Source organism: Halorhodospira halochloris, from assembly GCF_002356555.2.
In the GTDB taxonomy this organism is placed as follows: domain Bacteria; phylum Pseudomonadota; class Gammaproteobacteria; order Nitrococcales; family Halorhodospiraceae; genus Halorhodospira; species Halorhodospira halochloris.
Genome location: NZ_AP017372.2, coordinates 2,542,076 through 2,562,153, shown reverse-complemented (window position 1 = coordinate 2,562,153; position 20,078 = coordinate 2,542,076). Strand labels below are relative to the sequence as shown.

The 20,078-nt window shown below is 58.6% G+C and carries 15 protein-coding genes; 9 read left to right on the top strand and 6 right to left on the bottom strand.

Going from position 1 to position 20,078, the window contains the following annotated elements; all coding sequences use genetic code 11:
• Window positions 1-31: 31 nt before the first annotated feature.
• Both HH1059_RS11720 and HH1059_RS11715 read right to left on the bottom strand, forming a co-directional pair.
• The gene (locus tag HH1059_RS11720; protein WP_096406218.1) at window positions 32-1,390 is read right to left on the bottom strand and encodes an adenosylmethionine--8-amino-7-oxononanoate transaminase; all 1,359 of its coding nucleotides are present in this window, start codon (window positions 1,388-1,390) and stop codon (window positions 32-34) included.
• Window positions 1,391-1,435: 45 nt separating this feature from the next.
• A complete protein-coding gene (locus tag HH1059_RS11715) occupies window positions 1,436-2,722 on the bottom strand; it encodes an FGGY-family carbohydrate kinase (protein ID WP_096406216.1) in 1,287 nt (428 codons plus the stop codon).
• A 277-nt stretch (window positions 2,723-2,999) separates the two neighbouring features.
• On the opposite strand from HH1059_RS11715, the gene HH1059_RS11710 reads away from it, so the two are divergent.
• Window positions 3,000-4,202 (top strand): DEAD/DEAH box helicase, encoded by a 1,203-nt coding sequence (locus HH1059_RS11710; RefSeq protein WP_096406213.1) that lies wholly within the window; start codon window positions 3,000-3,002, stop codon window positions 4,200-4,202.
• A 158-nt stretch (window positions 4,203-4,360) separates the two neighbouring features.
• On the opposite strand, the gene HH1059_RS11705 is transcribed toward HH1059_RS11710, so the two are convergent.
• The 3 genes from HH1059_RS11705 to HH1059_RS11695 form a co-directional block, all read right to left on the bottom strand.
• Window positions 4,361-5,629 (bottom strand): M20/M25/M40 family metallo-hydrolase, encoded by a 1,269-nt coding sequence (locus tag HH1059_RS11705; protein WP_096406211.1) that lies wholly within the window; start codon window positions 5,627-5,629, stop codon window positions 4,361-4,363.
• Window positions 5,630-5,749: 120 nt separating this feature from the next.
• Window positions 5,750-7,108 (bottom strand): sigma 54-interacting transcriptional regulator, encoded by a 1,359-nt coding sequence (locus HH1059_RS11700; protein ID WP_096406208.1) that lies wholly within the window; start codon window positions 7,106-7,108, stop codon window positions 5,750-5,752.
• On the bottom strand, window positions 7,105-8,604 hold the full coding sequence (locus HH1059_RS11695; RefSeq protein ID WP_162549539.1) for a sensor histidine kinase: 1,500 nt from the start codon (window positions 8,602-8,604) through the stop codon (window positions 7,105-7,107). The genes HH1059_RS11700 and HH1059_RS11695 overlap by 4 nt, the downstream gene beginning before the upstream one ends.
• 106 nt (window positions 8,605-8,710) lie before the next feature.
• On the opposite strand from HH1059_RS11695, the gene HH1059_RS11690 reads away from it, so the two are divergent.
• From HH1059_RS11690 to HH1059_RS11655, 8 genes are all read left to right on the top strand, one after another.
• The gene (locus HH1059_RS11690; RefSeq protein WP_096406203.1) at window positions 8,711-9,454 is read left to right on the top strand and encodes a beta-phosphoglucomutase family hydrolase; all 744 of its coding nucleotides are present in this window, start codon (window positions 8,711-8,713) and stop codon (window positions 9,452-9,454) included.
• Window positions 9,455-9,523: 69 nt separating this feature from the next.
• A complete protein-coding gene (otsB, locus tag HH1059_RS11685) occupies window positions 9,524-10,318 on the top strand; it encodes a trehalose-phosphatase (RefSeq protein ID WP_096406201.1) in 795 nt (264 codons plus the stop codon).
• Window positions 10,315-12,744 (top strand): glycoside hydrolase family 65 protein, encoded by a 2,430-nt coding sequence (locus tag HH1059_RS11680; RefSeq protein ID WP_231901952.1) that lies wholly within the window; start codon window positions 10,315-10,317, stop codon window positions 12,742-12,744. Before otsB ends, HH1059_RS11680 begins: the two co-directional genes overlap by 4 nt.
• A gap of 693 nt (window positions 12,745-13,437) precedes the next feature.
• Window positions 13,438-14,223 (top strand): response regulator transcription factor, encoded by a 786-nt coding sequence (locus tag HH1059_RS11675; protein WP_162549538.1) that lies wholly within the window; start codon window positions 13,438-13,440, stop codon window positions 14,221-14,223.
• 256 nt (window positions 14,224-14,479) lie between these two features.
• Window positions 14,480-14,908 (top strand): hypothetical protein, encoded by a 429-nt coding sequence (locus HH1059_RS11670; RefSeq protein ID WP_096406193.1) that lies wholly within the window; start codon window positions 14,480-14,482, stop codon window positions 14,906-14,908.
• A gap of 117 nt (window positions 14,909-15,025) precedes the next feature.
• Complete coding sequence (locus HH1059_RS11665; RefSeq protein ID WP_096406190.1) at window positions 15,026-15,574, top strand: hypothetical protein; 549 nt, start codon at window positions 15,026-15,028, stop codon at window positions 15,572-15,574.
• 126 nt (window positions 15,575-15,700) lie between these two features.
• Window positions 15,701-16,561: a fimbrial biogenesis chaperone gene (locus HH1059_RS11660; RefSeq protein WP_096406188.1), complete on the top strand. Its 861-nt coding sequence runs from the start codon at window positions 15,701-15,703 to the stop codon at window positions 16,559-16,561.
• Window positions 16,562-16,565: 4 nt separating this feature from the next.
• Window positions 16,566-19,490, top strand: coding sequence for a carboxypeptidase-like regulatory domain-containing protein (locus HH1059_RS11655; RefSeq protein ID WP_162549537.1), 2,925 nt, complete (start codon window positions 16,566-16,568; stop codon window positions 19,488-19,490).
• A 94-nt stretch (window positions 19,491-19,584) separates the two neighbouring features.
• Here the strand turns inward: HH1059_RS11655 and HH1059_RS11650 are convergent, their stop codons facing one another.
• Window positions 19,585-20,055 carry a hypothetical protein gene (locus HH1059_RS11650; RefSeq protein WP_162549536.1) on the bottom strand — a complete coding sequence of 157 codons (471 nt, stop codon included), beginning with the start codon at window positions 20,053-20,055 and terminating at the stop codon, window positions 19,585-19,587.
• Between the last annotated feature and the right edge of the window lie 23 nt (window positions 20,056-20,078).

The window sequence follows — 20,078 nt, the reverse complement described above, 5'->3', positions numbered from 1 at the left end:
ACTCCGGGACGAGGTGGTGCACAAGCAGGTTTTAGGGGTTGCGGGTGGCCTTATCTATGCCCTCGGCAGCAACTTCACCGAGCAGGGCGACCTCATCTGGCGAGATGACATAAGGCGGCATCCAGTAAACCGTGTGGCCGAGGGGGCGCATCAATACCCCGCGCTCCAAGGCGTGCCGGAAGATATGCAAGCCGCGCCTCTCCTGCCAAGGGAAGGGGGTCATGTGGGCCTTGTCCTTAACCATCTCAGCAGCCAGTACCATGCCGACCTGGCGCACCTCACCGACGTGTGGATGGTCGATCAGGGGTTGGGCTGCCTCAGCCATAAGTTCGGCGGTCTGGCGGTTCTGCCCGATCACGTCATCGTTGGCGAATATATCAAGAGTGGCCAGCGCTGCGGCACAGGCTATGGGGTTGCCGGTATAGCTATGGGAGTGGAGGAATGCAGTCAGTTTGGTGAAATCGTCATAGAAAGCGGCGTATATATCTTCACCCATCAACACTGCGGCGAGGGGCAAGTAGCCGCCGGTTAGGCCCTTAGAGAGGCAGATGAAGTCGGGGCTGATGTTGGCTTGTTCGCAGGCGAACATAGTGCCTGTGCGGCCAAAACCGGTAGCTATCTCATCGGCGATCAAGTGAACGCCGTGGCGATCGCAAGCCTCACGCAGTAGCTCTAAGTAACGCGGGTGGTACATGCGCATCCCGCCGGCGCACTGGAGCAAGGGCTCGACAATTACCGCAGCGCACTCTTCGGCGTGGTTCTCTAGCGCCGCCTCCATATGCACAAACATCTGTTCGGCGTGCTCGGCCCAACTGACCCCCTCATCGCGGTGGAAAGAGTCGGGGCCGGGTACGGTTATCGACTCCATCAGCAGTGGTTCGTAAGTAGACTTAAACAGCGCCACATCACCGACGGCGAGTGCCCCCAGGGTCTCGCCGTGATAGCTATTGGCCAGGCTGATGTATTTGGTCTTGTGCGGCTTGCCGATATTGCGCCAGTAGTGGTGGCTCATCTTCAGCGCGACTTCCACCGCGGATGAGCCGTTATCGGTATAGAAGCAGCGGGTTAGCCCTTGCGGGGTGATGCTTACCAGCCGTTCGGCGAGTTCAACGGCCGGCTCGTGGGAGCAGCCGGCGAGGATTACGTGTTCGAGCTGGTCAACCTGCTCTTTAATGCGCGCGTTGATTTGCGGATTGCAGTGGCCGAATAGGTTGACCCACCAGGAGCTGACCGCATCCAGATACCAGCGCCCCTCGAGGTCCTTGAGCCATGCACCCCGGCCTTGTTCGACGGGCAGCAAAGGGATCTGCTCATGATCCTTCATCTGGGTGCAAGGGTGCCAAAGGACGTTTAAATCACGCTGAATCAGGGCTGCGTTGCGCTCATGCATATTCTGCTCCTGCGAAGGCTGACGGGTTGACGATAAACTGCAGCGCTACTCTATGCAACGGTGGGCGAGGAGCGCTGCACCAAAGGCGGCTTCGGTCTGGGTAGCAGCGCTGACCGGCACACCGAGGTAGCGCTGGCGGATGCGTTGCCAGGCTAGATTGGCAGTCCCGCCGCCGACGCTAACGACTCTCTTAAGCTGCGGGGCACCGAGTTCGTGGAGGCGGCGGTAGCCGCTCGCCTCAATCGCAGCTAGCCCCTCCAGGAGCCCTTGCAGAAACTCGGCATCGCTTGCTGGGCGAGGTTCAAGACGAGGTTCAAGGTGCGGGTCATAGTGCGGGAAGCGTTCGCCAGGGCAGGGCAGTGGGTAGTAGTCGAGGCCGGTGTCTCGCTCGGGATCGATCTTGGCGCTCAGTTCATCTAGCTGCTCAGGAGTAAAATAGCGCTTGAGAATCCCGGCGCCGCAGTTGGAGGCCCCGCCGACCAGGAAAGACTCGCCGAGGCGGTGACTATAGACACCGTGTTTGGGCGAGAAAATCGCTGTCTCTGAGCTCATCTTCAGGGCCAAGGTCGTGCCTAGGGAGCTAACCGCTTCACCCGATCGATCGGCGCCAGCCGCTAGAAAGCCAGCAATCGAATCGGTGGTCCCGGTGATGACTTGGCAGTTGCTGCTTAGCCCCGCGCAGGCTGCGCTGGCGGGGTTGATCTGGGCAATTGGCCTACCGCTGGGGTAGACGCTCGGGTAAGCATTGGCCGGTATTGGGAGCCGGTTGAGCCAGCTCGGCCAGTTGCGGTTTACCGGGTCATAGCCTAGTTTTAGGGCATTGTTCTCATCGCACCAGCCGAATTGATTGCACAGCCTGGCAGCGACCCAGTCGGCTTGAGAGTGGATTAAGAAGCCTTCTTTTTTGAGGCCTTGTGTAGCAGCAAGCTGGAGTGCGCGTGCCAATCCTGAGTGGTTGCCGTGGGCGCCGCTCGCTGCTGGGGCGAAGTGAGCGATGTGATCACTCCAACTCCGCTCAGCAGGTTCGTTATAGCGCATTGCCTGAGTAGCTGGGGTACCGTTAGGGTCGGCTAGTAGTACAGTGCCTGAAGTCCCAACGACTGTCACAGATCGAATCCGTCTGCCGAATTTGTTGCATACCTGAGCGAGCGTTGCTACGGCCGTTTGCCACCATTGTTCGGGGCTGGCGGGCATGTCGCTGTTCGGCCAGTCCTCTCGCCCCCAGGCGAGCGGCTGACAGTCGCCATCGATCACAACTGCGCGACAGCCTGAGGTGCCGATATCGAGCCCTGTGGCTAGTGGTGACTGGTAAGGTGTTTTAATTTTGACCATGAGGGTTAAACAGGCTCTGTTAAAGAAGCTGCGCAATTTGCGCTGAATTCTTCGCTAGCAGTCTAGTAGATAGTGTGTTAGTTTTGTAACTGTGTTTGCAGAGGCCCACTTTTTTGGGGCCCAGGATACCGCCTAAACGCTCAGCGATTTACGGTCCGGTAGCCTCGAACCGGTCGTGGATCGTCCCGCCAAGGCCTTTCCCCGATATTACCCTTTCCATATCTGGTGCCCAATTGCGCACTGGCGCCTTGGCTTGTTTTTATTTTGAGGAGCGTTTATGTCTTTTGATTCCCTGGGCCTTTCCGCCGATATCCTGCGTGCTGTCAAGCAGGAAGGCTATGACACCCCGACCGAGATCCAAAGTCAGGCTATTCCTGCGGTTCTCGCGGGCGGTGACGTTATGGCAAGCGCCCAAACTGGCACCGGCAAGACGGCCGCCTTTACTCTGCCGATGCTGCAACGCGTCAATGATGGCGCCGAGCTACAGAGCAAGCGCCGCATTCGTGCCTTGGTGCTGACCCCTACTCGCGAGCTGGCAGCACAGGTTGGCAAGAGCGTAACCACCTATGGTCGCCATATGCCGCTGCGCTGTACCGAGATTTACGGCGGTGCGCCCATGGGCAAGCAGACCGCTGCCCTCCGGCGCGGGGTGGATATCGTCGTGGCCACACCGGGGCGGCTGATAGACCACATGGAGCGCGGCAATGTCGATCTGCGCGGTGTTGATATACTCGTCCTTGACGAGGCCGACCGGATGCTAGATATGGGCTTCAAGCCGGCTATCGAGCAGATCGCCAAGGCCTTACGCCCGCATCGCCAAACCCTGCTCTTCTCCGCCACCTTCTCAGGCGCGGTGGCCGGGCTGGCGCGGCGTTTTCTTGATGAGCCGCAGGTAATTGAGAGTTCCGGCACAAACTCTGCGGCATCTGCCGTTGAGCAGGCGGCGTATCTAGTCGACTCCAACCGTAAGCGCGAGCTGTTGACCCATTTGATTGATTCGCGCGACTGGCGGCAGGTGCTGGTCTTTACCAAAACCAAGCGTGGTGCCGACCGGCTGGCCGAGGAACTGGAGCGCGACGGTATCAAGGCCCAGTCAATCCATGGCGATAAGAGTCAGGGACAGCGGGGCCGGGCGCTCAACGCCTTCAAAAAGCGTTCGGTGCGGGCCCTGGTGGCAACCGATGTGGCAGCCCGCGGGTTGGATATCTCCGGATTACCCAATGTGGTTAACTATGATCTGCCCAACAACCCGGATGACTACGTTCACCGTATCGGTCGGACTGGCCGGGGTGGGGATAATGGCTTTGCCTGGTCGTTCGTCGGTAGTAATGAGCGTCGCCAGTTGCAAGCAATCCAACGCACGGTCAAGGCCTCTATCCCGCTGGAGGTGATGGACGGCTTCGAGCCCAGCAACAGGCAGCGCCGTCAGCCAGCTGGACGCGGGGGTGCGGCACGGCAGAGGCAGGGTGCTAGGCGCTAGCCAAGCCCCTTCGCGAGTCACGTGAGCCATTTAGCTGCCCCGGTGTGGAGGACGCCGTGAATCCATCCCTGGAGGCTTCACGGCGCCATCCGTGGCGCCAAGACCTCCGCCCCGGGGGCAGCTAAATGGCTATGGTTGCCCCCGTTGTATTACGCCCTCTATTTATCTTTTTTGTCCTCATCCGTTTCGGCCGGCCACTGATGCTCCAGGCCGCTGGCCTGATCGAGGCGTGGGTGGCCGGTGCGGAACGTTTGGCGCAGCGAGCCCTGGCCATCATCGCGGCGGTCGAGTTCCTGCACGGCGCCGGTTATGGCATGGATAGCAGCAAGCACATCACCGGTATGCCCTACCTCGGAGATGGTGTGCATGTTGCGCACCGGCATGCCTATGGATGCTGCAACGCAGTCGACGTTGCCTAGAACACCAGCCATACCGTCAGTGCCGGTGTCCCTCCCGCAAACATCGCGCTGATAGGGGATCTCTTGGTGGCGGGCAACCTCTTGGAGGATGGCGTTGAGCTGATCGCTGGCTATCGCCCCCGTTGCATAAGTGAAGCCTTTGCCCATGCTCAATGGCTGGAAGCGTTTATCCCCAACCCCGGGGGCGGCGACATAATCTTGGTTGACATCCACCGCGATGATCGCATCAGGCTTGAGCTCGCCAGCCATTACGCGACTACCGAAGCGGCCAATCTCTTCATAGCTGGCCATGGTAAAGAGCATACGCACGTTTTTTGTGCCGCCCTGTTCGGCAATCAGGCGTGCCACCTCGGCGGTGACAAAGCAGCCTAAGCCGTTATCCAGATAGGCACCGTAGAACGTATCAGGGCTAAAGCCGCGGCGAATCGGGCGGTTAAGTAGGATTGGGTCGCCCGGGCGGATACCGAGATTCTCGATCTGCTTCTTCTGCTTATCGCCGTGGACCTGCAGTTCGAGATAGAGCTGCTCTTTCTTAACCCCCTTGGAGCCGGTGCGCACCGCTTCATCGGCAAAATGGATGGCGCCTAGCGCCTCTATGGTGCCGCCTTCAATGCGCCGGAATGCACCGGGGCTGTCAGGGTCCTCACTAAACAAGGTGACTTCGTGGCCTATCAGCGTTCCAGGCAGGAACGAATCGCTGTCCACCCAGATTTTGCCATCGTCGCCGATACTGCGCACTTGGAGGCGGATCTTGTCAGCATGGCCAACCACCATGATCTTAAACCGCTCGTCCTCGCCCGGATGTGAGTCAAGGACAATCCCGGCATGGCCTTGGAATTGTCGTACTGCCCAGCCCGCGGGGGCGAAGGAGTCAAAGTAGGGTTTTATGACGCCTAAAGTCATCCCCGCTTCAAGCCCAATCGGGCTCGGCGCGGCAAGAACATCGCGCATCCGCGCAAACTGCTCTTCTGGCATGGGCTCTGTCCAGGGCTTGCTGGCTGTGGCCATTGTTTTCTCCCTTTGGCTGATGATCTTATACTACGATTTGTTGTTACTAACCTCTAAGTGCTCCCCACTGAGACTGGCTGCCTCGGTGGGCCATGACATTAGGGCACCCCGAAAATTTGGCTAGGAACCTCCTTTAGCAGGCTTGAAGTCAGCCGCCCGCAGCTCATGGCGACCGAGCAGACGGTAAAACTCAGTACGATTACGCCCGGCTAGTTTGGCTGCCCGGCTGACGTTGCCCTCGGTCAGCTTGAGCAGCCTTATCAGATACTCGCGCTCAAACGATTCGCGTGCCTGGGCTAGCGGTGGAACCGCAGGCTGGGTGTCCTGGCGCAGTGCTTGGCGCACTAGGTCACCGGGAATGACGTCGCTGGTACTGAGGGCGACACACTGTTCGATCACGTTCTGGAGTTGCCGGATGTTGCCAGGCCACTCGGCCTGCGACAGCATCTCCAAGGCCTCGGGCGACAAATCACGGACCTCACGGCCGTGGCGCTCATTGGCCTCGCTTAAGAATTGCTTGGCTAGTAGCGGTATGTCCTCACGGCGCTGAGCCAGGGAGGGTAGCTCTAGGCCAACTACAGCAAGGCGAAAGTAGAGATCCTCGCGAAACTCCCCCTCGGCTAGCGCCTTATCAAGATCGCGATGCGTGGCGGAGAGGACCCTGACGTTTACCGAGACGCCGTCGCGGCCACCCAGGGGCCGCACTACCTGCTCTTGGAGGGCGCGGAGCAGCTTGACCTGCAGCTGTAACGGCATATCACCGATCTCATCAAGAAACAGGGTGCCGCCGTCGGCCTCGCGGAAGAGCCCCTCACGATCCCGCTCGGCCCCAGTAAAGGCGCCTTTGACGTGACCAAAGAGCTCGGATTCCAAGAGAGTTTCGGGGATCGCTCCGCAGTTGACGGCAACGAAAGGCCCCTGTGCGCGCTGACTGGCGTTATGAATAGCCCGAGCGATCACCTCTTTGCCGGTGCCGCTAGCGCCGCGGATTAAGACGTTGGCCTCTGAGTTGGCGACTAGCAGGGCGCGTTCAAGCTCGGCTTCCATGCGCGGACTGCGGGTGTGAATGCCGTGGCGCTGGGCCGACTCGCGCGCCGACTCTGAGCCGCCGGTAACATTTACCGCCTTCTCCAGCAGATCCAATAGCTCTTCGGCGTCGAAAGGCTTAGTCAGAAAACCGTGTACCCCGCGCCGGGTAGCTTCTACCGCATCCGGTATAGAGCCGTGGGCGGTGAGGATGATTACCGGCAGGGTGGGCCAGCGTCCGCGGATTGCGTCGAATAGGGCAAGGCCATCCATGCCGCCCATCTTTAAGTCGGCTACCACCACATCGGCCGGCTCTTGCTCCAGCTCAGCCAAGGCCCTCTCCCCGCTTTCACAAGTGGCCGGTTGATAACCGGCGGTTTGTAAACGCATCTCCAACAGCCGGCAAAGGCTTGGATCATCATCAACAACTAGTACGCGGGTCTTTTCGCTCATCTGTGCTTCAACTCTCGCTTGGGCAGCACGACCTGCAGCAGGGCACCACCCTCTGGGGCTGTTTGGGCGCTAACTTGACCACCGAGTTCGGTCACACACTCGCGCACCAGTGATAGCCCCAAACCGCTACCCTTTACTGAACCCTTGCCAGTAGTTTCGCCCTGGCGGAATGGTTCAAATATCGTTTGCCGCTCTTGCTGCGTTATTCCCTCGCCTTGATCGCTTACACAAAGCTCGATGAGGTCGTTTTTCTCCTTAAGGGTTACGCTAATCCTCCCTTCGTCAGGGGAAAAGCGCAGCGCGTTAGCGAGCAGATTATCAACAACCGTAGCAAGTTGTCGCTTGTCGGCCTCAAGGCTTTGCTCCTCAAGGTCGAGGTCTATCTCTATGCTGCGCCTTTGCGCACTAAGCAGGTGCCTGTCGGCGACTTCCCGGATAAGATCAGCGATATCTATAACCTTGACTTCCTCTTCTGGCGAGGCCGACTCGCCGTGCCGGGTGAATCTTAACAGGTTATCTATTTGGCGGCGTAATTCATGGCCGTTTTCTCGGACTATATCGGCTATCTCCCGGGACTGGCCTGGGTTGCCCGCGATCTGCGCATCCCGGAGCAGCTCGGTCCCTTCGAGAATCGCGGCAAGGGGGGTCTTTAATTCATGGGAGATATGGCGCAGAAAACGTTGGCGTTGTGTTTGCAGATCTGACAAGTGCCGACGCAGCCAGTCTAGCTCGCTGCCCAGGTTTTCGAGGTCGCGGGGCCCACTGACCGCAACAGGTTCGTCAAAGCGTGAAGCACCGAGGCGGCGAATGGAATCGCCGAGGGCGTAAATGGGGCGGTGGATGCGCCGGGAGAAATAAATGGAAAATATAACTGTCACCGGGATAGCGGCGAGCAGATGCCAGATTAATACCTCGCGGGCCTGGGCTGAGAAGTCGGCCATTTGTTCGACCTCGTGGTCGATGCGCTCATAACCGGCGCTGGATACTGCCCCGACCGAGCGGTGTAAGGCCATGATCAGTTGGTGGATGTTGTGGTGGGCGTCTATTTCCGGCTGCTCTTTGAGCAGCAGAGTGGCGAGCAGTGTTGCCTCGACTATGCGCACGCCACGGTGGATCCAATCGGCCTCAGCCGGGCCTATGCTGCCCGGCAGGCCGCCGGCGGCGGCAAGCTCGCGGCGCCAGCTGCGATAGTCTTGCAATGAAGTCGGGTCGTCGAAGATAAGATACTGCCGCGCTGCGCGCTCCATGTCGGTGGCCAGGCGCGCCATGCGAGCACTCTCTTGGGTGACGCCGATGGCTTCATAAACCGCTACCTGGCCCTCGTCGGCAATGCGGTCGACTGACCAGGCGGCGACGCCAAGTGCCAGGATCAGGGGTGCGCTGACCAGTGCGAAGCCGATTAGGACCAGCCGCAGTAGAGACTTCGGTCGTCCAAAAAGGCGGCTGAGAGAGTCTTTAGCGTCTCTAATTCCAAATTGTGGGGCTGCTCTGTTCATTAAGGAATGATATTTGCAAAAAGGTTGAATAGCTAAGGCATAAAGCGATAGGGTCTTTGCTCTTCTGACGCGGATACGCCCTATATAACATAGAGAGAGCTCTTTGATGAGCGCCATAAAAGTAGAAATTCCTGGGTATCAAGCGGCGATATTCGACATGGATGGCGTTGTTACGCGGACCGCTACGGTTCATGCGCGGGCTTGGAAAGAGATGTTTGACGAATTTTTGCAGCGTTATTCGGTCGAGCGCGGAGAGCCCTTCGTGCCGTTTGATGAAGAGGGGGATTACTTTGCCTACGTCGATGGCCTGCCCCGCCACGACGGGGTGAGAAGCTTTTTAGCAGCACGTGGCATCGAGTTGCCTGAGGGTGAACACGGCGATCTGCAGGAATTAGATACAGTGCATGGGCTGGGCAGCCGCAAAGATGCCCTGGTTCAGCAAGTGCTCGCTAGGGATGGGGTGGAAGTCTTTCCTGACTGGTTGGAGCGGGTCAAAGAGTGGCGCCAAGCTGGCGTTAAGACGGCCATCGTCTCATCCAGCCTTAACTGCCAGGCGATGATTCGTGCCGCCGGCATCGAAGAGCTGTTCGATGCCCGGGTTGATGGTGCAGTCTCGCGCGAGCTCGGCCTTAAAGGTAAACCGGATCCGGATATCTTCATCGAGGCAGCCAGGCGGCTGGATGTCGAGCCTAGTGCAAGTGTGGTGTTTGAAGATGCCATCTCAGGCGTCCAAGCAGGCGCTGCGGGGGGCTTTGCCGTGGTCGTAGGGGTGGCCCGCCATGGCAATCATGCTGATCTTATCGAGCATGGCGCCGATGTAACTGTTAGCGAAATCACCGAGTTGAAATAAGCTCGAGAGCGCTGCGTTTTAGCTGCCGATTAGAGAGAGTGCACAACAACTGTGCACGAGGGGAGTGCAATGAGTAGACCGATGCACCTGTTTGAACCAGAAGTAAAAAGAGAGCTGCTAGACCGTCTGGCCGGCGAGCAGATCCCGCTGTTCCTTGATTACGACGGCACCCTGACGCCGATCGTCGATGATCCTAGTCAGGCGGTGCTTGATGAGCGGATGCGTGAGTTGCTGGCGAGCCTTGCCGAGCGGCACAGCGTGGCGCTGGTCAGTGGCCGTGATCTGCCCACCCTGCAGGGGTTTGCGCGCTTAGAGCAGGTCTACTATGCCGGCAGCCACGGCTTCGATATTGCCGGGCCGGGGGGCTTGAAGCAACGCAATGCCGAGGGCGAGGCCTGTGTCGAGGAGCTTGATAAGGCCCAGGCAGAGCTCGAAGGGAGGTTGGCCAATATTGCCGGCTGGGCGCTGGAGCGTAAGGCCTTTGCCCTGGCTGTCCACTTCCGGCATGTCGCTGAGGGAGAGCGCGAGCAGCTCGCGGCAACGGTGCAAGAGATAGTCGCCGCGCACCCGAAGCTGCGCTTGGGGCACGGCAAAATGGTCTTCGAGCTGCAGCCTGACGTGCCCTGGGACAAGGGGCGGGCAGTGCTGTGGCTGCTTGAGGCACTGGGGCTGGATAAGCCCGGGGTGACACCTCTCTATCTGGGTGATGACTGGACTGATGAAGACGCCTTTAAGGCCTTGCAGGGCAAGGGCATCGGCATCTTTGTTGGCGAGCTGGAGCGAGAAACAGCGGCTCAGTATCAGTTAAGCAGCGTGGAAGAGGTAAAACAGTTTTTTGAGCTTTTGCTGCAAGAGGGGCAATGATGTTACTTCCCAAGACCTTGGGCTGGCAGATGGAGTACGACGGGTGGAATCCCGAGCAACAGCAGCACCGTGAGGCGCTGTGCACATTGGGCAATGGCCGTTTTGCCACTCGTGGTGCCTTTGAAGGGGCAAGCGCCGGCGACACCCACTATCCAGGTAGTTATATGGCTGGTGGCTTCAATAGGGCCACCAGTGTTGTATCGGGGCGCAATGTAGAGAACGAGGACCTGGTCAATCTGCCCAACTGGCTCTGCCTTAACTTTAAGCCGGCCGATGGCGATTGGCTTGACTTCGATCAGGTTGAGTGGCTGGAGTATAAGCAGGTTCTCGATATTCGCCACGGCACCCTGACCTATCGGCTCTGGTTCCGGGATCCAGCTGGACGGGAGACCCGCTTGACCAGTCAGCGCCTAGTCCATATGGGGGACAGCCATCTCGCAGCGTTACATTGGCAGTTCGAGCCGCTGAATTGGTCGGGGAAGCTGGTCATCCGCTCAGGGATTGATGGTGGGGTCGAGAATCTCGGCGTGGCTCGCTACCGCCAGCTCGAAACCAAGCACCTGGAAGTACTTGAGGCGCGCGAGTCGGCTACCGACTCAGTCACGTTGCGCAGCATGACCAATCAATCGCGCCTCGATATGGCCCACGCTGCCCGGACCCGTGTCTATCGTGGCGGTGAGTTGGCGAGCGGGGTCGAGCGTCAGCTGGTAGAGGAGAACGGATTCATCGGCCACGACATTGAGTTGGAGTGTCAGCAAGGCGAGATCCTCGAGGTGGAGAAAATAGCCGCTTTCTATACCGGGCGGGATCGTGCTATCTGCGAGCCGGCCCTCGATGCCGAATGGGCTGTTCAGCGTGTCGAAGGATTCCAAAAGCTGCTCGAATGTCAGCGCCAGGCCTGGGAGCGGTATTGGCACTGGTGGGATATTGAGTTGGAGGCGGATACCAACGGCGTTCTAGAACAGCAATTGGTGCTGCGTCTGCACATATTCCACCTTCTCCAGACCACCTCGCTGCACACCATCGACCTGGATGTCGGAGTCCCAGCGCGGGGGCTGCATGGCGAGGCCTATCGCGGCCACATCTTCTGGGATGAGCTGTTTATCCTGCCCCTGCTCAATCTGCACATGCCGGAGATTACCCGCTCGTTGCTGATGTACCGCTACCGGCGCTTGCCCGAGGCGCGCTGGGGCGCGCGCGAGCTGGGCCTGCGCGGGGCAATGTACCCCTGGCAGAGTGGCAGTAATGGGCGCGAGGAGAGCCAGTTCCTCCATCTCAACCCCAAATCTGGGCGCTGGCTACCCGATACCACTTATAAGCAGCGCCATGTCAACGCCGCCATCGTCCACAACACGTGGCGTTATTACGAGGTCACCGGCGACTCTGAGTTCCTCGGTTTTGCCGGGGCGGAGATGATCCTCAGCATCGCACAGTTCTGGTCGAGCCTAGCGCAGTTCAACCCGACTAAGCAGCGCTACGAGATTTGTGGCGTGGTCGGCCCGGATGAGTTCCATACGCGCTATCCGGATCGGGAAGAGGCGGGCCTCGATAACAACGCCTATACCAATGTTATGGCGGTTTGGTGTCTGCTTACTGCGCAGCAGGCCCTGGATGCCCTATCGCCGACGCTGCGCTCAGATTTGCTGGAGTATCTGGGCATTGACGAGGCCGAGCTGCAGCGCTGGGACGATATCAGCCGCAAGATGTTCGTGCCTTTCCACGACGATGGCATCATCAGTCAATATGAGGGCTACGAGCAGCTTGAAGAGCTGGACTGGGCAGGCTACCGCGAGCGGTATGGCGACATCCATCGCCTTGATCGAATCCTTGAGGCAGAAGGCGAGGATGTCAATCGCTACAAGGCGAGCAAGCAGGCCGATGTGCTGATGCTCTTCTATCTCTTCTCCGCTGAAAAGCTGGAGGAGCTGTTTAATCGCCTGGGTTATAATTTTGCGCCGGAGATGATTAGGCGCAATATCGAGTACTACGAGGCGCGCACCTCGCACGGCTCCACCCTGAGTAATATCGTCCACTCCTGGGTGCTGGCCCGCTCTGATCGGCAGCGCTCTTGGGATCTGTTCGATAACGCCCTGATGAGCGATGTCGCGGATGTCCAGGGTGGCACCACCAAGGAGGGCATTCACTTAGGCGCCATGGCGGGCACAGTCGATCTGGTGCTGCGCGGTTATACTGGCCTGGAACTGCGCGACGGGGTGCTGTGGCTCAATCCGTTATTGCCGCAGGGCTTAAAACAGACGCAGCACAAAGTCCATTATCGAGGTCACTGGCTGACCATCCTGGTCAACCACACCCGCCTGGTGGTAAGCCTTGAGGAGGGTCTTTGCCCGCCGATCACGATTGGCTATCGGGACAAGCTCTATACCCTTGAGCAGGGTCAGTCGCTGGAGCTCTCTTATTACGAGTGATGGGAGGGTTCCTTCGTAATATCTAACAGGTCCCCGTATGTCTTTGTGCCTCTGCGGTTCCGGGCGCTGTGAGTTACCATCCCTGGGGCTCATAGCGCCATCCGTGGCGCCAAGACCTCCAAGCCGGGCTAGCCGAGTGGCTTACGAGGAGTTTTTTCGGTGCCCCGTTGGGGAGCTCTAAAAACGCCCCCTCTAAAAGCGCCCCTGGGGCCACTCAACTGCCCGGTGTGGAGGACGCCGTGAATCCATCCCTGGAGGCTTCATGGCGCCATCCCTGGCGCCAAGACCTCCACACCGGGCAGTTGAGTGGCCCCAGGGGCGCTTTTAGAGGTCCCTCTTTGGCGTGATAGCGGTATAATTTATATAAATCCCTTTCTGTAAGCCCCGCGGCAGCTTGGTTGCGGGGTCAAGGGTGTCAGGAAGGGCGCCATGATGGGCAGCTTTCATCATTTTGCATGTATTAAAATAGAAAAGGCCTTTTGCTAGAAAAAATTTGATATAAACAAAACCTGAGCATCTCCTCATTTTTGCAGTTATTAATCAATTGATGTCTTCTGAGTTGACCCATAACTAATCGCTTAGATAGCATTCGGAGCGATTACTATGCGCTAGCTATGGTTATAAGCAGTGGTTTTAAGGATATAAAGCGCTGCTGGTGATTAATACCCAGCTAACATGAGGGGGAGGGTAATAATGTATAGTAGTCGCGAGAGCAGCCTATCTACTGTAGACAATGATAAGATAGCAAACGGCATCCATGAGAGTGTCTCAAGTTCGCCTCGGCACAGTAAAAGTCTCGAATCTGGTGCGGATCTCGTCTATCTGATCTGTCAGCCAGGGGTGCAGAGCCGCCTACTGAGCGAACATCTTACCGGAGCAGGGGTTTGCACCTGTGAAGTAATCCGCCCGGAGCAATTGTATGGGGCTGTGCAGGCAGGTGAAGGCTTGGGAGGGGGCGGGAGGCCAAGGCTTATCCTGCTGGATATGTACACTGCCGGGGAGGAGGTGCAGCGGCTAGGCACTAGGAGTGCCAAGACTGATGTTGCGGCGATCAATGATATCTATCTCGGCTTGATCAATGTGCCCCAGAGCACTGATGTTGAACAATTTTTACACTGCGACCTGATAGTAGGTGTTCTTCGTGATGATGCCCCTCCTGAACTATTGGAGCGGGGGATAAGTGCAATGCTTGCGGGCGAGATCTGGTTCCCGCGCGAGGCACTGAACAGGTTTGTAAAAAGTGTTCGCAGCGGCTATGCGGAGATCGAAAGAAGCCGCCTCGATTTGCTTACAGTCAAGGAGATGCTTGTACTGCGTGCTTTAGGCGAGGGTACAAGTAATGATGATATTGCTAGTCAGCTGTCGATTAGCACACATACGGTAAAGTCTCACCTATATAGCATATTCCGCAAGCTAGAGGTAAAGAACAGGGTAGAGGCCGCTATGTGGGCGCGCAATAACCTTCTCGATAGGTACTAGTACTCTGGGTTGGGAGCCGGACTATACTATCAGAAAATCGTATGAGTTAGAGCGCAAAAGAGTGACACGGTTTTATTAAAAACCAGGACAAAATTTTCTGTAAATTTCATAAACTCGTTCGATTTTCAGCGGCGCAACGGGTGTTCATCATATTCCTGACGTTACGCGAGGGAGAGCCTAAAACCCAACGGCAGGGTTGGCGTCAGGTAAGAGAATTGAATTTTGCGGCGTGAAACCAACAACCGGAGGAAGGATCATGCAATACGATCGAGTAATTAAGGGCGCTCTTGTTGCGACTATGGGCTCGGTTCTGGCCATCGGGGCCGGTAATGTGATGGCGGACGTGCACGAGGATGCCACGGACTCCTTCGACGTTAAGCTCAACGTATATGAGCCGATCTCGGTGGGAGTTTCCGACGAGGCAGAGCTCCCCGAGACCTTCGTCGAGGGTGAGAATGCTAGCGATGACTATAGCTTCTCGGTGAGCGGCGAGGATGAGGCTGAATTCACCTACTGGACGGAGCACAAATACGACGCAGAGGAAGGTCTGGACCTGAACGACGGCGTTCCCGACGGCTCCGGTAAGGTTGGCGAGGATGATATCACCGGCACCCTGAATGTGACCGCCGAGGATGCTGGCGAGTATGATATCACCGTCGAGGCGACGGCCGAGTACGACCTCTAACGAGGTTTGCACGGATCTTCGAGGCCTACGGGCCTGATCCGGTGATTGCCGGAGTGGGAGGCGGGCAGGCCGCCTCCCTAATCCGGTCGGTGATGCAACCTGTTAGAGGGGTTCGAAATGAAGGCCGAAACAGGAAAACGTCGGAGCCGATGGGCCGTACCGGCGCTCGTCTCCGCCGCAGCGGTGCTTGTGAGCGCGCCGGTGCTGGCGGACGACGGGGATGATGACACTCTGGTGGAGGAGAGCTTCACGACGGATATCACGGTGCATAACCCGATATCGGTCGAGGCCTCGGGAGACATCATCTGGGAAGAGGGAACGGTCTTTGTCGGGGAGGAACTTCCCGAGCCGTCTGTAGATGGCGTTGATATCGATGTCAAGGGTGAGCCCGGCAGGGAGTATCACATCCACCTTGAGGGCGATATCGATAACGCCCAGGGCCAGACCGTGAAGCTGGAGCTTGAGAACGGGGACAACACGGCGATCATTCCCCTTACTTCCTCGTTCAGTTTTGAAGATGAAAATGGGAGTGACCCGATTTCCTTAGGGGAAGATGGTAAGGACACCCAGTGGATCGAATATGGTGATAGGGCCGAGGAGACGGCCCCTGAGGAAGCCGGGCTCTACAAGAACGAGTTCACCGTAACGGTCGCCTACGACCAATAGTGGTGTTTGTTGCCCCCGCGTCCCTCTTTTTGGGAGGCGGGGTTCTTGTGTGATGGGTTCGGAAGCTGGATCCAGCAGTATGTCCCTTGGCGCTACGAATAGATTGAGACGAACAGGAGGGCATCCATGAAGCGGGCGGCGAGCTGGTACTCGAGCGCGACAATCGGACTGGCATTGGGCGTTACTGCGACGCAAGTCGCGGCTTCGATCCAGATCGCCCCGCAGCGGCTGTTCTTCGATGATCAGCAGCGCAGCGCCCAGGTTGAGGTCTTCAACCAAAGCGACGAGGTCCAGGAGTACCGGGTAGTGGTCGCCGACGTGGAGTCGGACGCCTACGGGCGTTCGGAGCTGATTGACCCAGTCGAGCCGGCCGCCGGAGAGCGCGAACACCACGGTGCGGATCTGCTTCGCCACCACCCCCGCCAGATGACCCTAGGTCCAGGCGAGAGCCAGACAGTGCGCATCATGTCGCGGGTCCCCGACGACGTGGAGCCGGGCGAGTACCGGGCCCGTTTCGCGGTTCGGACCATGCCGAGTGCGGATGCCCCTGCCTTCGCCGAGGAGGAGCTGGAGGACGATGAGGTCGCCGTGGATATTCAGGCGCTCTTCGCCATGACCATCCCGGTGGGGATCCAGGTGGGCGAGCCGGAGGGTGAGCCGCAGATCCGCGGCGCCCGCTTCGAGGCGGCCGAAGACGACGAGGACGAAGACGCCCTGCAGGTCACCGTAGCGCGCAACGGTGATCGCGGCATCTACGGCTCGTTGGAGGTCTATCGGCCTGGTGACGACGAACCAATCCTGGAGCGGGGGCGCGCCGTGATCTCCAGCTCGATGGAGGAGCGGGTCCTGCCGTTCTCGCTGGATGAGCACGATCTGGCCCCTGGCGATGAGCTGCGGGTCGTCTACCGCGCCTTTGAAGACGAGGGCGAGGGGTTCGGCGAGGTCGGTGGCCATGTAAAGGCGGAACGGACAGTCGTCATCGAGTGAGGTGGTGCTTTGGCTGAGGGGGGGTAGGCTCGATTGGCGGCCTGGGTGGGCAGCGTGGCTGCTTGCCATCGGCCTAATACTCTGGTCGCCTAGTGTCCCTGCGCCGCTCTCTGTTGAGCGTCTCCAGGAAGAGGATGAGGCTGCAGGGGCCGAGGATATGGTCCTGCGCCTTGAGCTGGAGGGCTATACCCTCTCTGAGAGCGAGTATATGCTCCAGAAAGAAGACGACATCTATTATCCCCTGGGTCAGCTGGCCCGTCACCTTGAACTTGCACTCGATGTCGATCCACTGGAGGGGGAGGTCTCTGGGTGGATTCTCGAGCAAGATAGAGAGGTATCATTCGATACCGCTAGCGGGATGGGTGAGATCGATGAAGACCCACTGATCCTCGATGAAGCTGATTGGATCCAAGAGCACGACGATCTCTACTTTCGTGAAGCGGCCATCCAGGAGTTCCTTCCGGTAGATTTCGATTATCGACCGCGTAGTGCCGAGGTTCATATCCGCGCCAGGGAGGATATGCCTGTACTCAGGCGCCTGGAGCGCGAGGCCCGCTGGGCGCAGCTGCGCGATGATGCGCCGGGGGAAGAAGGCGAGGAGTGGTTGCCGCGTGAGGAACTGCCGCCGCGTGCACTTACCCGCCCGGCCTGGTCCTTGAGTCTTGATCAACGTCTTAACGAAGAGCGAAGTTCCACAAGTGCTGATCTTGCCGGGGCCGGCGACCTGCTTTGGCACGACTCGGAGTGGCGGCTGCTGGCTAACGATGACGATTACATTCGCCGTTTTGACGGTACCCTCGGGCAGCAGGTGGGCCATCCGGCACTGGAGCGCTACGAGTTGGGTCGGGTTAATCCGCCACGCTACGATCTGCTCCGCCGCGGTAGTTCCGGCATGGGCGTAACCGTAACCAATCGCCCCGAGGGCGTGGCGCGTACCACCTTTACTGACCAGAGCATCGAGATTGAGGTGCCCCAGGGTTGGGACGTCGAGCTTTACCGGGACGATGATCTTGTCGATTTCGCTCAAGACGTGGAGACAGATCGCCATGAGTTTGATGATATTGATGCCCGTTCAGGCACCAACCACTACACCATCGAGCTCTACGGTCCGCATGGTGAGCGTGAAACAATCACCCGCACCATAGAGATAGGTCCGGGGTTGTTGCCACCCGGTACGGTTCACTACAGCCTGGATGCTACCCGGGAGGGCAAGAGCATCTACGAGGATGATCCTCAAGACGATTACGATCAAAGCGCGGCTGGCCGAGTTGATGTGGGTGTTACTGAGAGCCTAAGCGTTGGTGCTGATATCCACTACCTTGATCCAGAGGAGGACGATTATTCAGCCCATGGCGAGGTGGCAGGTGCCGATGCCGCGTTTAGTGCTTTCGGGGTTTGGGGCCGATTGCGTGGAGCTTGGGAAAGCGGAAATGGACGGGCCTGGCAATTGGCTCTGGATCGTGGGCTAGGGCCAATAGATTTGAGCTATGAGTATACCCACGTTGCTGGTTTGGCTACCGACGAGATCCGCGAGCGGGTCAGCGGTGATTTGCGCCACAAACATGAACTTCATCTTGCCGGTTCAGTGGGGGGGTTGCGCACCCGGCTGCGCTACGAGCACCAGGAGTCGGCAGGGGGTGATTCTATCTGGCAGAGGCTGCGGACTCGAGAGAATATTAGGCTCAATGGTCTGATGCTGCGCCATTCATTAACCGTAAGCCGGGAAGACTATGAGGATATAATTGCTAGCGGCAACGTGCGAACCCGTTGGGGGCGTCACCGGGAAGGGCGCATTAATCTGGGATTAAATTATGATCTGGCCCCAGATGCCGAGCTGAATAACGCCAACGCCGAGTACAGTCAGAACCTCAACGAGGACTGGCGTGGCAGTGCTCGCCTGCGTGGTAGTTTCAACGATCGCCCGCACAGCCTCAGACTGGGCCTGTCCCGTATTACTCGGGAGTACTGGCGGTTCTCGGGGCGTGGTGAGGTAGATAGTGAGGGTAGCTGGCAAGTATCTGTCGGTCTGGATGTTGGCGGCCTGCCCCATCCCGACGGTGGCTGGGTGCCTGACCCTGAGGCCGGCAGAGGCTACGATCGCGGGGCGGTTATGGCCAATATCCACCAAGATGGGGAGCCGGTTGAGGGGGTTGAGGTCTGCGCTGAGCGTGCGTGTGGTGCCACCGACGCCGATGGAGAGGCATGGGTGGCGCGGCTGGAACCGCACGAGCCGGTCAATGTAGAGGTGGATGTAGGTAGTATCGACAATCCATTTGTTCAGCCGGCGAGCCGAGGAGTCAGTTTTGTGCCGCGGCCTGGGCGGGTTCTGCCGGTCGATTTCGAGCTGCACGTGACCGGCGAGATCGATGGAGTGGTGGAGCGCCGCCGTGGAGTCGAGGCTCCTGTTGAGGCTTCCGGCTTCGAGCTCGAGGCGTTAGATACCGAAACAGGGGAGTTGATAAGCACTGCCCGAAGTGCCTACGACGGACTCTATATCCTCGATCAGTTGCCGCCAGGGGACTATCTGGTGCAGGCGTCTGAGGGCCAGGCCGAGCGACTGGGTGCGCCGCAGGAGGCCACGGCGCAGCAGGTAACCGTCGAGGGAGATGGTGACCTGGTCAGCAATATGGATATGACAATCCATGACGGTGGCGAGATCATCCAGCTTGCCTCACCGGCGCATCCCGTCGAGCAGATCAGCTTCGACTATGACGCCGAGCACGAGTTACGCGAGCATCTAGCGCATGTCATCGAGCGCTTGGGTGCCGAACAGGTCGAGGGCGGCCTGGAGGCGCTGGTCGAGGAGGTACGCATGCTTAACGGAGAGCTGGCCGATGGAACCCGGGTGGTCGTGCCGACGGACCGCGCGCCGCTCGACGAGGTGGCCCACTGGGAGCACCAAAGGGAGTTGCAAATAGAGGGCGAGTGACTGGCCGCTCATCCGGCAATGGGATTTAGCAAGCCAGGTTTTTTATTTTAGAGGGGGGGGTCGGGGAACGGGGGCTGGGTAAGCCAAGGGGTGGTTACCAATCGTAGGCCGCGGTAACGGTGACGTGCCACTGGTAACGGCCCGCCTCAGCATCTTCCTGAGTTTCAGCTTTTATCTCATCTGTGCGGGTCTTGTAAAACGCCACCAATTCGGTTTTGTCATCGGGGAGATTAAGCTCGGTGGAGCTGCCGTCACCCGAATCCGCACCAGAGGGGTGTTCGGTTAGCTCTTGTGAGTAGCTTATCTCTATGGGCCCTAAACCAAGTATTTTTAGCTCAACTTCACCACTGGCTGTTTCGCCCGGGGTGATGGGGGCACCGTCATTGAGCGCCAGTGAGGGATTGATATTAGTAGAGTCGACACCGGCTGCGGGGATCACCTCGACATCAGCCGTAAAGGATCCGCTCTCTTGAGTGCCAGCGGAGTCGGCTAAGCCGGCTGAGCTATACAACACCAAGTAGACTGCTGCACTTATTGAGTACGCCTTAGTTCTGCCCGCAAGCATTTCGAGCCCCGAACAGTATTTGT

Coding starts and splice junctions, on each gene's coding strand:
- HH1059_RS11720 (WP_096406218.1), bottom strand. CDS start 1,390: ATGCATGAGCGCAACGCAGCCCTGATTCAGCGTGATTTAAACGTCCTT.
- HH1059_RS11715 (WP_096406216.1), bottom strand. CDS start 2,722: ATGGTCAAAATTAAAACACCTTACCAGTCACCACTAGCCACAGGGCTC.
- HH1059_RS11710 (WP_096406213.1), top strand. CDS start 3,000: ATGTCTTTTGATTCCCTGGGCCTTTCCGCCGATATCCTGCGTGCTGTC.
- HH1059_RS11705 (WP_096406211.1), bottom strand. CDS start 5,629: ATGGCCACAGCCAGCAAGCCCTGGACAGAGCCCATGCCAGAAGAGCAG.
- HH1059_RS11700 (WP_096406208.1), bottom strand. CDS start 7,108: ATGAGCGAAAAGACCCGCGTACTAGTTGTTGATGATGATCCAAGCCTT.
- HH1059_RS11695 (WP_162549539.1), bottom strand. CDS start 8,604: ATGAACAGAGCAGCCCCACAATTTGGAATTAGAGACGCTAAAGACTCT.
- HH1059_RS11690 (WP_096406203.1), top strand. CDS start 8,711: ATGAGCGCCATAAAAGTAGAAATTCCTGGGTATCAAGCGGCGATATTC.
- otsB (WP_096406201.1), top strand. CDS start 9,524: ATGAGTAGACCGATGCACCTGTTTGAACCAGAAGTAAAAAGAGAGCTG.
- HH1059_RS11680 (WP_231901952.1), top strand. CDS start 10,315: ATGATGTTACTTCCCAAGACCTTGGGCTGGCAGATGGAGTACGACGGG.
- HH1059_RS11675 (WP_162549538.1), top strand. CDS start 13,438: ATGTATAGTAGTCGCGAGAGCAGCCTATCTACTGTAGACAATGATAAG.
- HH1059_RS11670 (WP_096406193.1), top strand. CDS start 14,480: ATGCAATACGATCGAGTAATTAAGGGCGCTCTTGTTGCGACTATGGGC.
- HH1059_RS11665 (WP_096406190.1), top strand. CDS start 15,026: ATGAAGGCCGAAACAGGAAAACGTCGGAGCCGATGGGCCGTACCGGCG.
- HH1059_RS11660 (WP_096406188.1), top strand. CDS start 15,701: ATGAAGCGGGCGGCGAGCTGGTACTCGAGCGCGACAATCGGACTGGCA.
- HH1059_RS11650 (WP_162549536.1), bottom strand. CDS start 20,055: ATGCTTGCGGGCAGAACTAAGGCGTACTCAATAAGTGCAGCAGTCTAC.